The organism is Streptomyces rishiriensis, from assembly GCF_030815485.1.
GTDB lineage: Bacteria > Actinomycetota > Actinomycetes > Streptomycetales > Streptomycetaceae > Streptomyces > Streptomyces rishiriensis_A.
Genome location: NZ_JAUSWV010000002.1, coordinates 3,556,382 through 3,570,695 on the forward strand (window position 1 = coordinate 3,556,382; position 14,314 = coordinate 3,570,695).

Consider the following 14,314-nt stretch of genomic DNA (forward strand, 5'->3'; position numbering starts at 1 on the left):
CCGGCACCCGCACGAGGGGCCCCGTCGTTCGGTGCGACGGGGCCCCTCGCGCGTCGGGCGGCGGTCAGTTCCAGGTGCGGGCGCGCAACGGCATCCCGGAGTCGCCCGACTCCGGCGTCCGGACGGCCAGGACCTGGTTGACGCCGATCTGGTTGCGTTCGAAGGCGAGGGCGGAGGCCGCCATGTAGAGCCGCCAGACCCGCGCGCGGCCGGGGCTGGAGAGCTGGACCGCCCGGTCCCAGTCGGTCTCCAGACGGGCGACCCAGCGGCGCAGCGTGAGGGCGTAGTGCTCGCGGATCGACTCGACGTCGCGGACCTCGAGGCCCGCGCGTTCGAGCTGGCCCACCGTGGTGCCGACGGGGGCGAGTTCGCCGTCCGGGAAGACGTAGGCGTCGATGAACGAGTCCACGCCGTACGTCGACTCGTCGCGCTGCGGGCGGCGGGCGATCTGGTGGTTGAGCAGCCGGCCGCCGGGCCGGAGCAGCGCGCACAGGACCTGCGCGTACTCCAGGTACTTCGCGGAGCCGACGTGTTCCGCCATCCCGATGGAGGAGATCGCGTCGAAGGGACCGTCGTCGACGTCCCGGTAGTCCTGGACGCGGATCTCGACCTTGTCGGTGAGCCCGGCGTCGGCGACGCGCTTGCGGGCGAAGGCCGCCTGCTCCTGGGAGAGGGTGATCCCGACGACGGTCGCGCCGTGCTCACGGGCCGCGTGGACGGCGAGGGAGCCCCAGCCGCAGCCGACGTCCAGCAGCCGCGCCCCCGGTCTCAGGTCCAGCTTGCGGCAGACGAGTTCGAGTTTGTCGTGCTGGGCGCGTTCGAGGGTGCTGTCCGCGGACTCCCAGTAGGCGCACGAGTAGACCATGGACGGGCCGAGGACGAGCGCGTAGAAGTCGTTGCCGACGTCGTAGTGGTGGCTGATGGCGCGTCGGTCGGTGCGGCGGGTGTGGAGGTGGCCGGTCCGGCGGACCTCTTCCCGCGGCGGGGCGGGCGGCAGCGGCGGTCCGGCGAGTTTCAGCAGGCCGCGCACCGCCGAACGGAAGTCCGGGTCGCGCAGCGCCTGCCCGAGCGTGCGGGCGTCCTCTCCGCGCTCCCAGATCAGACCGGCGAGCAGATCGAGAGCGGTGTACAGATCCCCCTCGATCTCCAGGTCTCCGGCCACCCAGGCGCGGGCGAGGCCGAGTTCGCCCGGCTTGAAGAGGAGCCGGCGCAGGGCCCGGCGATTGCGTACGACCAGGGCCGGCGCGTCGGGCGGGCCCGCCTGCGAACCGTCCCAGGCGCGGACACGCACCGGAAAGGGGGCTCCCAGCAACTGTTCGACGAGGGCATGGAGCCGCGGCGCGGCGTCAGCCATGATGCACACCTCCGTGACGGGTGATCCCGCAATGTCCTGACACCACGTAAACACGGAAAAGCACGCCGTCCAGTCCCGCGCGGCCGTCACGGCTCGGCAAAATACATGTATGCAACATGTGTCGTCCGGCGGCGGGGCGGGCGAACGCCGAAGGGGCCGTCCGCACCACGGATGGCGGACGGCCCCTTCGGGGGTGTTTCAGTGACCGGCGGCCCGAAGGCCGCAGGTCGGGTGACGCGCGGTCAGCCGACCGGGGGCCAGGTGACCGGACGTCAGGCGACCGGAGGTCAGGAGGCCTTGGCCTTCTCGCTCTCGGCCTTCTCGGCGGTCGGCTTCGCGGCGACCGGAGCCGGCTTCGCGGCCTCGTAGAACTCCTCGCGCGGGGACTCCAGCGCACCCAGCGCCACGACCTCGCGCTTGAGGAACATGCCGAGCGTCCAGTCGGCGAAGACGCGGATCTTACGGTTCCACGTCGGCATCGCCATGCCGTGGTAGCCGCGGTGCATGTACCAGGCGAGACGGCCCTTGAGCTTGATCTTCACCTTGCCCATGACGATCATCGCGACGCCCTTGTGGAGGCCGAGGCCCGCCACCGCACCCTTGTTGGAGTGCGAGTACTCCTTCTGCGGGAAGCCCCGCATACCGGAGATCACGTTGTCGCCGAGGACCTTGGCCTGCCGCAGCGCGTGCTGCGCGTTCGGCGGGCACCAGGCGTTCTCCACACCGGCCTTGCGGGCGGCGACGTCCGGGACCTGGGCGTTGTCGCCGGCGGCCCAGATGTAGTCGGTGCCCTGGACCTGGAGGGTCGCGGCCGTGTCGACGTGACCGCGGGGGCCCAGCGGCAGGCCGTAGCGGGCCAGCACCGGGTTGGGCTTGACGCCGGCCGTCCACACGATGGTGCTGGAGTCGACCTCGAGGCCGTTCTTCAGCACCACGTGACCGTCGACGCAGGAGTCCATCGAGGTGGAGAGGTAGATCTCCACACCGCGGCCCTCGAGGTGCTCCTTGCCGTACTGGCCCAGCTTGGGGCCGACCTCGGGAAGGATCTTGTCCGCGGCGTCGACGAGGATGAAGCGCATGTCCTCGCGGGACACCGTCTTGTAGTACTTGGCCGCGTCCCGGGCCAGGTCCTCGACCTCACCGATGGTCTCCGCACCGGCGAAACCGCCGCCGATGAAGACGAAGGTGAGCGCCTTGCGGCGGATCTCCTCGTCGGTCGTGGAGTCGGCCTTGTCGAGCTGCTCGAGGACGTGGTTGCGCAGGCCGATGGCCTCCTCGACACCCTTCATTCCGATGCCCTGTTCGGCCAGGCCGGGGATCGGGAAGGTGCGGGAGACCGCGCCGAGCGCGATCACCAGGTAGTCGAAGGGCAGCTCGTACGCCTCGCCGACCAGCGGGGCGATCGTGGCGACCTTGCGGTCCTGGTCGATGGTGGTGACCCGGCCGGTGAGGACCTCCGCCTTGGGCAGCACGCGTCGCAACGGGACGACGACATGGCGCGGGGAGATGTTGCCGGCGGCGGTTTCGGGGAGGAAGGGCTGGTAGGTCATGTACGACCGGGGGTCGACGACCGTGACGGTCGCCTCGCCGTAGCGCATCTTCTTCATGATGCGCCGAGCTGCGTACAGGCCTACGTACCCACCGCCTACTACGAGGATCCTGGGACGCTCCGTGGTGCTCATGCCATCGAGTATCCACCCGCTCGAGGGGGGTCGCTCGTGCGCCCCTTCACAAGCTTCTCGGGGGTGTGTGCTATCCTCCGCCGCTCGCGTGATCCACGTCATGGCGCGAAGCGGGAACCAGCGTGTAGGGCATGGCGTTGTCAATGCCGCGTGAGCTGCCTCTCCGGGCCCGGAAGGGCTCCGTGAGGGCCATTCGGGACCCCCTTCCCGGGTCTCCGCGATACGTCCGCGCGCGCCTCTTTTGAACACGTTCACACGGGTGTTGGGCCCCCGGAAGGGTCAATGGAGACACGTCTGTCCTCCGACAGGGCCGAATTCCTTGTGAAGAACTTCACGAACTTTCCCGAGGGGCTGCCTCCGGAACGCGTCCGAGGGGCCACGAAGAGCCCCTCGGGACTGCTCATCCGCGCATCCTGCCTGCTCAGCAGAGTGCAAGTAGCGGGTCTTGCGGAGTCACGCGATCGACCAGGCGATGCCGTCGAGGATGTCGTGCTCGCTCACGACGACCTCCTCCGCGCCGATCCGCTCCATGATCGCCAGCAGGACGAGCGCGCCCGCCGCGATCACGTCCACCCGGCCCGGGTGCATCGCCGGATGCGCCGCGCGCTGCTCGTGGGTGGCCCGCAGAAGGTCGTCGCTGATGCTCCTGACCCGGTCGAGACCGATCCGCGCGTGGTGGATCCGCGTGGAGTCGTACGCCTCCAGTCCCAGGGCGATCGCCGCGACCGTGGTCACCGAGCCGGCCAGGCCGACCAGGGTGTGCGCCTCGCGCAGCGGGACCGTCCGCTCGGCGAGGTCGAGCGCGGCCTCGATGTCCGCGCATATGGCCGCGACCTGTCCGGCGGTGGGCGGGTCGGTGACCTTCCCGTCCACGACCAGGTGCCGCTCGGTCATCCGTACGCAGCCCACGTCGACGGAGCGCGCGGCGCGCACCCGGTCGTCGCCGACCACGAACTCGGTGGAACCACCGCCGATGTCCACCACCAGGAAGGGTTTGGCCAGGTCGGCGCGGACCACGAGTTCCTTCGTGGCGCCGGTGAAGGAGAACTCGGCCTCCTGGTCGCCGGTGATGACCTCGGGCTCGACGCCGAGGATGTCCAGCACCCCGCGCACGAACTCGTCCCGGTTCTCCGCGTCCCGGGAGGCGGAGGTGGCGACGAAGCGCAGCCGCTGCGCGCCGTACTCCTTGATGGCGGCCGCGTACTCCCGGCAGGCCGCGAAGGTCCGCTCCAGCGCCTCGGGGGCGAGCCGTCCGGTGCGGTCGACGCCCTGGCCGAGGCGGACGATCGTCATCCGGCGGTCCAGGTCGACCAGTTCGCCGGTCTCCGGATCGGCGTCGGCGACCAGGAGGCGGATCGAGTTCGTACCGCAGTCGACGGCGGCGACGCGGGTCACCGGGCGGCCGCCTGCACGTCGTCCCGCTCGACCGGCACCACGCAGGTGCCCTTGCGCCACCACTGCGGGAGCATCTCCAGGGCCTCGTCACCGAGGGGGTTCACGCCCGGGCCGGCGGCCAGGGAGTGCGCGACGAGCACGTGCAGGCACTTCACACGGTCCGGCATGCCGCCCGCGCTCGGGAAGTTCTTCAGCTCCTCGATCTCGTCCCGGCGCCGGATGTAGTCCTCGTGCGCGGCGCGGTAGGAGGCGGCCAGCTCCGGGTCGGTCCCGAGCCGCTCCGTCATCTCCTTCATCACGCCGTTCGCCTCGAGCGTGCCGATGGCCGAGTTGGCCTTCGGGCACGTCAGGTAGTACAGCGTCGGGAAGGGCGTGCCGTCGGGCAGGCGGGGGGCCGTCTCCACGACGTCCGGTTCACCGCACGGGCAGCGGTGCGCGATCGCGCGCAGGCCGCGCGGCGGCCGTCCGAGCTGCTGCTTGAAAGCCTCGACGTCCGCGTCGGTGGGCTCGGTGCGCGGGGTGGTCGGCGGGGGCGTTTCCATGCCTGTCTTTCTATCGGTTCTGGCGACCGGTTCCGGCTAGCGGTTCCGGCTACTGGTTCTGGCGACTGGGCCGGCTACTGGTTCCGGCTACTGATTCTGCCTACCGGCTCGGTCTGCCGGGTCTGTCCACCGGGTCGGTCTGCCGGGTCGGTCGATATGCAAGTCCGCGGTCTGACGGTGCGTGCGGTGGGCGGACCGGTCGGTTCACCGGCCGGAGGCGTCGGCCTTGTCGACGGCGTCCCAGACGTTCGAGTACCAGGGGCGGTCGGCCGCCCCGAGATCGGTGCGGGACTGCCTGGCCGCGTCCGGGTCGATCACGACGAATCCGGTCTCCCCCGGCAGTACGTAGTGCAACCGCTGCCGGATCTGCTGCTCGGCGTAGGCGTCGTCCTGCCAGCGCGCCTTGAGGTCGCGCAGCTGCTCGACGCGTTCCCTCGCCTGCTGCTTCTCACGCTGCAGGTCGGCGATCTCGGCGCGCTGCGAGACGTACTGGCGCATCGGATAGGCCAGGGCGACGATCAGCGTGCACAGGACGAGCGCGAGGAGCGCGGCCCGGCCGGTGAGCCGGGAGCGGCGGGCCTGGCGCTTGGTCTGGGAGCGGTAGACCCGGGCCGCGGTCTGCTCGCCGAGCAGTTTGATCCTGGTCGCGGTGGAGAAACGGTCCCGGTCCTTCACGGCCACTGCTTCCCGCCTCCCGTCTCACACGTGCGTACGTCCCCGCACACGGTACGGGACCGGGTACGGGGACGTACGTACGACTGGCGGAGCCTTGACCCGGTTCGGGTCGACGGCGTCAGCCCTTGCTCAGCCCTTGAAGCGCGGGAAGGCGCTGCGACCGGCGTACACCGCGGCGTCGTCGAGGATCTCCTCGATGCGCAGCAGCTGGTTGTACTTGGCGACGCGGTCCGAGCGGGCCGGGGCGCCGGTCTTGATCTGACCGCAGTTCACCGCGACCGCGAGGTCGGCGATGGTGACGTCCTCGGTCTCGCCGGAGCGGTGGGACATCATGCACTTGAAGCCGTTGCGCTGGGCCATCTCGACGGCGTCCAGGGTCTCGGTCAGCGAACCGATCTGGTTGACCTTGACGAGCAGGGCGTTGGCGGAGCCCTCCTCGATGCCGCGGGCCAGGCGCTCGGGGTTGGTGACGAAGAGGTCGTCGCCGACGATCTGGACCTTGTCGCCCAGCTTGTCGGTGATGACCTTCCAGCCGGCCCAGTCGTCCTCGTACAGCGGGTCCTCGATGGAGACGAGCGGGTACGCGGAGACGAGCTCCTCGTAGTACTCGGTCATCTCGGCGGCCGAGCGGGACTTGCCCTCGAACTCGTACTTGCCGTCCTTGTAGAACTCGGACGCGGCGACGTCGAGCGCGAGCGCGATCTGCTCGCCGGGCACGTAACCGGCCTGCTTGATGGCCTCGATGATGAGGTCGAGCGCGGCGCGGTTGGACTCCAGGTTCGGGGCGAAGCCGCCCTCGTCGCCGAGGCCGGTGGACAGGCCCTTGGTCTTCAGCACCTTCTTGAGGGTGTGGTAGACCTCGGCGCCCCAGCGCAGCGCCTCGGAGAAGGACTCCGCGCCGATCGGGGCGATCATGAACTCCTGGATGTCCACGTTGGAGTCGGCGTGCGAACCGCCGTTCAGGATGTTCATCATCGGCACCGGCAGCAGGTGCGCGTTGGGGCCGCCCAGGTAGCGGAACAGCGGCAGGTCGCTGGCCTCGGAGGCGGCGTGGGCGACGGCGAGCGAGACGCCGAGGATGGCGTTGGCGCCGAGCGAGCCCTTGTTGTCGGTGGCGTCCAGGTCGAACATGGCCTGGTCGATCAGGCGCTGCTCGGTGGCGTCGTAACCGACGAGCTCCGGGCCGATCTGCTCGATGACCGCGAGGACGGCCTTCTCGACACCCTTGCCGTGGTAGCGGTTGGGGTCACCGTCGCGCAGCTCGATGGCCTCGAAGGCACCGGTGGAGGCGCCGGACGGAACGGCGGCACGACCCGTGCTGCCGTCGTCGAGGCCGACCTCGACCTCGACCGTGGGGTTGCCTCGGGAGTCCAGGATTTCCCGGGCTACGACGACGTCGATGGACGGCACGAGCATCTCCTTCTTGGGATGTGACGCTGGTTGTGCGGGGCCCAGGGGCCTTGACGAGCCCTTGCTGAGCCTTGCGACTAGAGCCTAACCGCCCCGGGGCCGTCGGCAGCCGACCGACCGTCCCGTGGACAGACAGACGGTACCTATTGTTTCCGCCCGGAACAAAGGGGGTGGCCGAGAAAGGCCCCCAGGAAGTGTCGAACGGGCAAAGAGAAACCCCGCTCCGGTGCGTACGGGGGAACACGCACCGGAGCGGGGAGCCCGTGGGGACGGGGGGTGACCCTCACGAGGTCTTCAGTGTGCCGACCTCGGATGTGAGGGCGCTGTGGCTTCTCTGGCAGCCAGGTGTCACTCCGGGTGCGGCGGCGCCTCGGGCGCCGGGTCACCTCGGGCGACGTGTCACTTCAGGTGCAGCTGCTGGCCCGGGTAGATCAGGTCGGCGTCGACGACGATGTCCTTGTTCAGCTCGAACAGCTTCGCCCAGCCGCCCTTGACCTTGTGCTTCTCGGCGATGGAGCTGAGGGTGTCGCCCTTGACGACCTTGTACTCACCGTCGCCCTTCTTGACCTTCTTGCCGGTCGGGGTGGTGACCGTCTTGGAGGCGGCCGGGCGGTCGGTCGAGCGGGAGGCGCTCTGCTCCTCGGTCGAGCGGCTGCTGGTGCTGCCGCTGTTCGACGAGCTGGACGAGCTGGAGGAGCCGGAGCCCGAGGAGTCGGCGGCGGAGCCGTTGTAGGCGGCGCCGGACAGGCCGGTGCCGCAGACCGGCCAGGCGCCCTTGCCCTGACCCGCGAGGACCTTCTCGCCGATGGCTATCTGCTGGGACTTGGAGGCCTGGTCGGCGGTGGAGGCGTAGGCGGTGCCGCCGTACGCGGCCCAGGTGGACGCCGAGAACTGGAGGCCGCCGTAGTAACCGTTGCCGGTGTTGATGGACCAGTTGCCGCCGGACTCGCACTGGGCGACCGCGTCCCACTCGGAGGAGGTGGCGGCGGAGGCGTTGCCGGCCGCCATCAGCGGGGCGGCGATGGCGACACCGGTGACGCCGGCGAGCGCGGCGACGCGGGTGGCCTTGGACGGACGGCGGTGCTTGCCCTTCGCGGAAAACAGCATGGTGGATCCCCTCACCGACGCCTGCGAGGTGAGCTGTCGGGTTCGGGCCGTGTGAGTTGCCCGGCCACTCCTCGCCCACCGGAGCGCTGCTCCGTGGGAGGTGTGGCTTCACCCCCAGCCGTTCCGGTCAACCGACCGGCGCGGCACTTACCTTGGGTCCCCCGCTCCTGCCTGCGGCGCTTGACGCGACGACTGTTCCCGGGGCGTCGCTGGCAGGATTCGGCGTTGCGACGGCCGGGGCCCGGGTTGCCGAGCGGCCTCGACCGTAGACACGCGATCGGCCGAATTTCAAAGACGATCAGGGCTTCTGAGACTCATCCCACACTTTCACCAAACCGGACATTCGGCGCGAAGCGTGACGTGAACTCCCGCTGTTTTTCTTGGGCTTTGCGCCCTATTCCACCCCTGTGTCGAGGGTCTGACCGGCGGCGATGTTGCTCGGGTCGACGCCGATGAGGTCCCTGTTCTCGGCATAGAGGGCGCGCCATCCGCCGTCGAGGCCAAGGGAGTCGGCGATGGACGCGAGGGAGTCGCCCTCCTGGACGACGTAGGTGGCCGCGGCATGCCGGCCGGCGGAGGCGGTGGTGGTGCCCTCCACGCCGGAGTCGGTCGCGCTCTCGGTCGCGGCCTCGTCCGCGGTGGCGCCGCGATGCTTGCCGGAGCCGAGGGAACCGGTGTCGACGAGGCTCCAAGAGCCCTCGGTCTGGCCTGAATTGTCCGAGTCGTCCGCTCCCGGGGCCGCCGTGGGCGAGGCGTCGGCCGTGGAGCCGTCGCCGCTGCCGCCGGAATCCCCGGACGTGCCGGAGTCATCCGCGGCGGCGGAGGAAGAGGACGAAGGGGAGGAAGCGGACGCCGAGGGCGAACTGGCGGAATCGCCGGACGAGTCGGACGATCCGGTGGAGGAGTCGTCGGCCGAGGAGCCCGAGGAGCCCGAGGATCCGGACAGCCCCCGGGACAGGTCGGACAATCCGGAGGACCCAGATGAGTCGGACGAGCCGGATGAGTCGGACGAGCCGTCCGCCACGCCGGTGTCCACGCTCAGCGCACCGTTCGCCTGGGTGAGCCCGGAGGTCAGCCCGCAGGTGCCCCACGCGCCGATCCCGTCGGCCGCGAGCACCTTCTGCGCCACGGCGATCTGCTGGCTGCGGCTGGCCAGGTCGGGGCTCGCCGCGTAGTCGAGGCCGCCGTACGCCTCCCAGTCCTTCTGGGTGAGGCTCAGGCCGCCGTACTCGCCGCCGCCCTCGTCGGCGCTCCACGAGCCGCCGGTCTCGCACTGCGCCACCTTGTCCCACACCGTGCCGTCGGCCGCGCTCGCGCCGGACGCGGCGAGCAGCGGGATGGCGATGGCGGAGCCCGTCACTCCGGCCGCGACGAGGAGGGCCGGGGCCTGGCGGGGGCGACGGTGACGACCGTTCCCGGAGAGCATGCGAAGGGCCTTTCTCTGGACAGCACTGACCGGCGCGGCGGGTAGGACCGATGCTCCGCGCTGACGAGTGAACGTATCGGCAGACGATCACTTGTCACAAGTTAATGCCGCGCAGATCACGTGAAGATCACAGACTTGAGGGTTGGTCACCTTTGCTCCGTCGAACGGTCACACTCCGGCTGACATCCGGTCAGGCGCGGTCCCCTTGTGATCCGGAATGCACCGGAGTGAACTGGACCGGCAAAGTCCGCAGTCCGCGCATGATGAGCCCGCCGCGCCACCTCAACTCGCCCGGATCCACGCCCAGTCGGAGATCGGGCAGGCGGGTGAGGAGGGTGGCCAGCGCGGTCTGGCCCTCCAGCCGGGCCAGCGGGGCTCCCAGGCAGTAGTGGATGCCGTGCCCGTAGCCGAGGTGCTGGTTGTCACGGCGGGACAGGTCGAGGGTGTCGGGGTCCGAGAAGCGAGCCGGGTCACGGTCGGCCGCCGCCAGCACCACGAGCACGGGATCGCCCGGCGCGATGTCCTGCCCGCCGATGCTCAGCGGCTCGGTCGCGAACCGCCAGGTGGCGAGTTCCACGGGACCGTCGTAACGCAGGAGTTCCTCGACGCCGGTCTCGAGGAGACCGCGGTCGCCTTCGCCGTCACCGGCGTCATCGCCTTCGGTGAGCGATCGCTGGAGGCGTTCGCGCTGCTCGGGGTGGGTGAGGAGGGCGTAGGTGCCGTTGCCGATGAGATTGACGGTCGTCTCGAAGCCGGCGAACAACAGGATGAAGGCCATGGCGGCGGCCTCGTTCTCGGTGAGGTGCTCGCCGTGGTCCGAGGCACGGATCAGACCGGAGATGAGGTCCTCACCCGGAGCCGGATCGGCCGGGAGCTCCGCGCGCTTGCGGTGGATGAGCTCCAGCAGGTAGCCGCGCATCTTCTTCACCGACCGCGCGACACCGCCCCTCGGGCCCCCGCCGTGCCGGATCATCATCCCCGCCCAGTCGCGGAAGTCGTCCTGGTCCTCGCGGGGGACGCCCAGAAGGTCGCAGATCGCGTAGATGGGGAGCGGAAAGGCGAAGTCGTGGATGAGGTCGGCCTCGCCGTCGGCGGCGAAGCGGTCGATGAGCTGATCCGTCAGCTCCTGGACGCGGGGCGCGAACTCGGCGACCCGGCGGGGCGTGAAGGCCTTGCTGACGAGCCGTCGCAACCGGGTGTGGTCCGGCGGGTCGATGTTGAGCAGATGCGTCATCAGCTCGGCCTTGCGCTCACCGGGGATGCCCGTTTTGCCCTTGGCGTGAGCCGGTTCGTCATGGTGGGCCGGGTTCTTGGAGAGCCGCTGGTCGGCGAGCGCCTGCTTCGCGTCGGCGTACCGGGTGACCAGCCAGGCCTCGACACCGCTGGGCAGGACCGTGCGGTGCACGGGCGCGTGCTCACGCAGCCAGGCGTAGGCGGGGTAGGGGTCGGTCGCGAACTCCCAGGTGAAGAGTTCGGGAGCGGTGCTGTCCGGGTCGTTCGTGTCGGGGTTGTCCGTGTCGGGGTTGTCCCTGTCGGGCTGCTCGGTCACTCCGTGACGGTAGCGGTCTCCCGGACGCGCTCCACGAGGGCCCTCCGCGCGGAAGGCACCCCATACCGACGGCGTCGCGGTACCGGACGGCGGCTTCGGGTGGGCGGGCGTTGGCGCAGTACCGCCCCCGGCCGCCGCGCGCCCGCTTCGCAAGCCCCGGCTCGTGCGACTCCCTGTCCCCGCGGACCGGATCAGGCGCTCAGGGTCCTGGCCGTTCGACCCCCTCGGCGCCCCGGATCGCGTCCCGGTATGCCCGCGCCGCCGCGCGCAGGGCTGCCTCCGGGTCGACACCCTCCGCTTCGGCTCGTGCCGCCAGGGCCAGCAGCTCGTAGCCGATGCCCTCGGCCGCCGGCAGCGGTACCTCCAGTCGTGCCGTGCGGGCCCGGGACACCAGTTTCGCCGCGAGGGCCAGGCCGGGCTGGTGGAGGGGGACGCCGTCGGTCACCGAATCCCGCCGCTTCTCCGCCGCCTTCGTGCGCAGCCAGTGCGCCTTCACCTCCTCCGGGGTGGTGGCCGTGGCGTCGCCGAAGACATGGGGGTGGCGGTGGATGAGCTTGGCGACGATGGTGCCCGCGACATCGTCGACGGAGAACGGGGACTCCTCGTCCTCCTCGGCGATGCGGGCGTGGAAGACGACCTGGAGCAGGACGTCGCCCAGCTCCTCGCGGAGTTCGTCGTGGTCGCCGTCCTCGATCGCCTCGACCAGTTCGTACGACTCCTCGACCGCGTACTTCGCCAGGCCCTTGTGGGTCTGCTGGGAGGACCACGGGCACTCGGCACGGATCCGGTCCATGACCTGGACGAGGTCGAGGAGCCGGGCGCCGGGGAGGTCGTAGGAGGCCGGGAGCAGTTCCAGCTCGGGCATGGACACACGGCCGGAGCCGGCCAGACGCGCCAGGCCGTCGGTGAGGGCGGGTTCCCCCTCACCGGTGGCCACGACCACGACCGTGCGGCCGCCGGCGCAGGCGGCGAGCAGTTCCTCGGCGGTCGGGGAGGTCTCGGCGACCGTGATGCCCGCGTCCCGCAGATAGGGCAGCTGCGGATGCGCGCCGTCCGCGCACAGCACCCGGTCCGCCGTGCGCAGGGCCTGCCAGGCGGGCCAGGACAGCAGACCGGGGGCGACCCGATGGCTGGTGGTGAGCAGGACGACGCGGCCGGGAGCGTCGCCCTCGGTGTGGGCAGCGGCGGAGCTGATGGCGTTCACACCCCGAACGTAACCCACACCCGTCAGCGGCCCCGCGAGTTATCCACAGGGAGGACCGGCCGATCGTACGATCACATGATCACGTCGTCTGCTGCGTCCCGGCCGCCGAGATCTCCCGGACCCAGGGCGTCTTCGCGTCGACGCGGGCGACCTTCTGCGCGTCCCAGTTCCCGTAGCGCGGGTTGAGGTCGACGTCGAGCGTCTTGGAAGCCTTGGACAGCGCGTTCCAGAAGGCGGGCTGGCTGGTGTTCGTGCCGAGCTCGGTGGCGAGTTTCTGGGCCTCCAGCTGGAGGCGGAGGTTCTCGTCGAGACGCTGCGGCGGAATGCCGTACTGCTGGAGCCACGCCGTCTCCAGACCCTTCGCACCGCCCGCCTGCTGCTCCAGGCCGGCCCGCATCTCCTGGACCTCCCGACGGCTGACGGTGATGCCCGCGTCCTCGGCGGCGCGGTGCAGCACCTTGTCGAGGACCATGCCATGCAGGGTGTCGCGGGCGAGGGAGCCGGTCTGGGCGACGGCCTGCGCGTACTGGGCGTCGTCGGTGACCGCGGCCCGCTGGGCCGTGCGCACCTCGTTCACCCGGCTCTCCAGCTGCGCGACGGTGATCCGCTGGCCGCCTACGACGGCCGCCGCGCCGGGATGCGCGTCGTTCCCGCAGGCGGTGAGGAGAGGGGCCGCCACGATCGCGGCGGACAGCAGGAGCGCGGTGCGACGACGGCGGTGCAAGGGAAACCTCCCGAGGAGATTGTGCGACGGTGCACAAAGTCTTGCGGTGATCGATGGTAGGCAGTGTGACGGCTGGGGCCAACCCATTCGACCAACGATTCACCAGGACTTGGGGCACCGCCGCGCCCGCTCGTCGCCCGCTCTTCGGTGCGAGGGCTCAGCCCCGCGAGCGCGCCACCCTCACGCGGGCGGTCCGCTTCAGCCGACGATGGCGACCGGGGCGTCCCACGTGTCGCGGTCCACGGTGATCGTGTAGCCGCCGCGGGTCTCCTTGCTGTTCACCAGGTACTGGTGGCCGCGACTGTGGTTGGTGAACTGGGTGGCAGCCCACGGCCAGTCGGCGGTCGTGGTGTCCTTCTTGTCCCACAGCGCGTACCAGAGGTTGCCCGGCAGGTCCGTCTTGTTCGTCGCGGTGGCGATGGCCTTGGCGCTGGAGCTGCTGAAGCCGTAGTAGCCGGCCCGGTAGATCTTGGCGCGCAGCGTCTTGGTGAAGGAGCGCACGTACGCCAGCACGGCGTCGTTGCACGCCTTGTCGGTGATGTCGTACGCCTCCATGTCGAGGTAGATCGGGCTGCCGGCCTTCATGCCGAGCGCCGAGGCCTTGGCGACCGCGTCCGCGCCGTCCGTCGCGCCGAGCGAGGTGGCCGTGGCGGCGGTGATCTTCTCGGGGCTCGAGCCGGTCTGGCAGGGCGGCTGGGCGCCGACGTAGAGCGGGATCAGCTTCCAGCCGGCCGCGTTGACCGACTTCACCCAGGAGGCGGTCAGGTTCGGCTGCGCGCAGCCCCGGTTCTTGCCACCGACGTAGACGGCGGCGCCCCCGTAGTACCCGTTGGTCTTCCATGCCTTCATCGCCGCCAGCGAGGGCGCGGTACAGGCGTCGAATGCACGGCCGGTGTACGTCTTCTGGGCGGGCCAGGTGGTGGCCGCCATCGAGGTCTGCGCCGCTACCCCGGCCCCCGCGAGGACAGCCGCGCCGGCCACGCCCCACGTGATGTATCTGCGCTTCCTGGACTGCCGGTGCTCGGCCATCCCCACCCCATCGTTCGTCGTCGCGTACGGCGCTGTCGCCGCGCGCGGTCGTGTCCGGCCGAAGCCCCCTGATCCGGTGCGACGATACGGCCTCGGCTCGACGTCCAGCACCTGAACGGAACGCACGGTAACCCGCGGCAGCTCACCGATCGGGAAACACAAGGCCCCCAGAGCCACAAGATTCACTCATGTCACAGTAAAGAAGCGACGCCCTGTG

Annotated in this window: 12 protein-coding genes and 1 riboswitch; all 12 genes read right to left on the bottom strand. The window is 70.4% G+C overall.

Features of this window, described 5'->3' with window-relative positions; all coding sequences use genetic code 11:
- Positions 1–64: 64 nt before the first annotated feature.
- The 12 genes from QF030_RS18230 to QF030_RS18285 all read right to left on the bottom strand — a co-directional run bounded on the left by QF030_RS18230 (position 65) and on the right by QF030_RS18285 (position 14,097).
- Positions 65–1,354 carry an SAM-dependent methyltransferase gene (locus tag QF030_RS18230; RefSeq protein ID WP_307163729.1) on the bottom strand — a complete coding sequence of 430 codons (1,290 nt, stop codon included), beginning with the start codon at positions 1,352–1,354 and terminating at the stop codon, positions 65–67.
- Between the two features lie 287 nt (positions 1,355–1,641).
- Complete coding sequence (locus QF030_RS18235) at positions 1,642–3,036, bottom strand: NAD(P)/FAD-dependent oxidoreductase (RefSeq protein WP_307163730.1); 1,395 nt, start codon at positions 3,034–3,036, stop codon at positions 1,642–1,644.
- Positions 3,037–3,489: 453 nt separating this feature from the next.
- Positions 3,490–4,431 (bottom strand): Ppx/GppA phosphatase family protein, encoded by a 942-nt coding sequence (locus QF030_RS18240; RefSeq protein WP_307163731.1) that lies wholly within the window; start codon positions 4,429–4,431, stop codon positions 3,490–3,492.
- Entirely contained in the window at positions 4,428–4,973 is a 546-nt protein-coding gene (locus QF030_RS18245) for a DUF501 domain-containing protein (RefSeq protein WP_307163732.1), read from the bottom strand. The genes QF030_RS18240 and QF030_RS18245 overlap by 4 nt, the downstream gene beginning before the upstream one ends.
- Before the next feature lie 204 nt (positions 4,974–5,177).
- Entirely contained in the window at positions 5,178–5,654 is a 477-nt protein-coding gene (locus QF030_RS18250; RefSeq protein WP_307163733.1) for an FtsB family cell division protein, read from the bottom strand.
- Between the two features lie 123 nt (positions 5,655–5,777).
- Entirely contained in the window at positions 5,778–7,064 is a 1,287-nt protein-coding gene (gene eno, locus QF030_RS18255) for a phosphopyruvate hydratase (protein WP_073496092.1), read from the bottom strand.
- A 393-nt stretch (positions 7,065–7,457) separates the two neighbouring features.
- A complete protein-coding gene (locus QF030_RS18260; protein ID WP_307163734.1) occupies positions 7,458–8,165 on the bottom strand; it encodes a LysM peptidoglycan-binding domain-containing protein in 708 nt (235 codons plus the stop codon).
- A 3-nt stretch (positions 8,166–8,168) separates the two neighbouring features.
- Positions 8,169–8,354, bottom strand: a riboswitch (cyclic di-AMP (ydaO/yuaA leader).
- 205 nt (positions 8,355–8,559) lie between these two features.
- The gene (locus QF030_RS18265) at positions 8,560–9,591 is read right to left on the bottom strand and encodes a LysM peptidoglycan-binding domain-containing protein (protein WP_307163735.1); all 1,032 of its coding nucleotides are present in this window, start codon (positions 9,589–9,591) and stop codon (positions 8,560–8,562) included.
- A gap of 190 nt (positions 9,592–9,781) precedes the next feature.
- Complete coding sequence (locus tag QF030_RS18270) at positions 9,782–11,140, bottom strand: cytochrome P450 family protein (RefSeq protein WP_307163736.1); 1,359 nt, start codon at positions 11,138–11,140, stop codon at positions 9,782–9,784.
- Between the two features lie 199 nt (positions 11,141–11,339).
- Entirely contained in the window at positions 11,340–12,362 is a 1,023-nt protein-coding gene (locus QF030_RS18275; protein WP_373428778.1) for a nucleoside triphosphate pyrophosphohydrolase, read from the bottom strand.
- A 61-nt stretch (positions 12,363–12,423) separates the two neighbouring features.
- A complete protein-coding gene (locus tag QF030_RS18280; protein ID WP_307163738.1) occupies positions 12,424–13,068 on the bottom strand; it encodes a SurA N-terminal domain-containing protein in 645 nt (214 codons plus the stop codon).
- A 198-nt stretch (positions 13,069–13,266) separates the two neighbouring features.
- Positions 13,267–14,097, bottom strand: coding sequence for a glycoside hydrolase domain-containing protein (locus QF030_RS18285; RefSeq protein ID WP_307163739.1), 831 nt, complete (start codon positions 14,095–14,097; stop codon positions 13,267–13,269).
- Between the last annotated feature and the right edge of the window lie 217 nt (positions 14,098–14,314).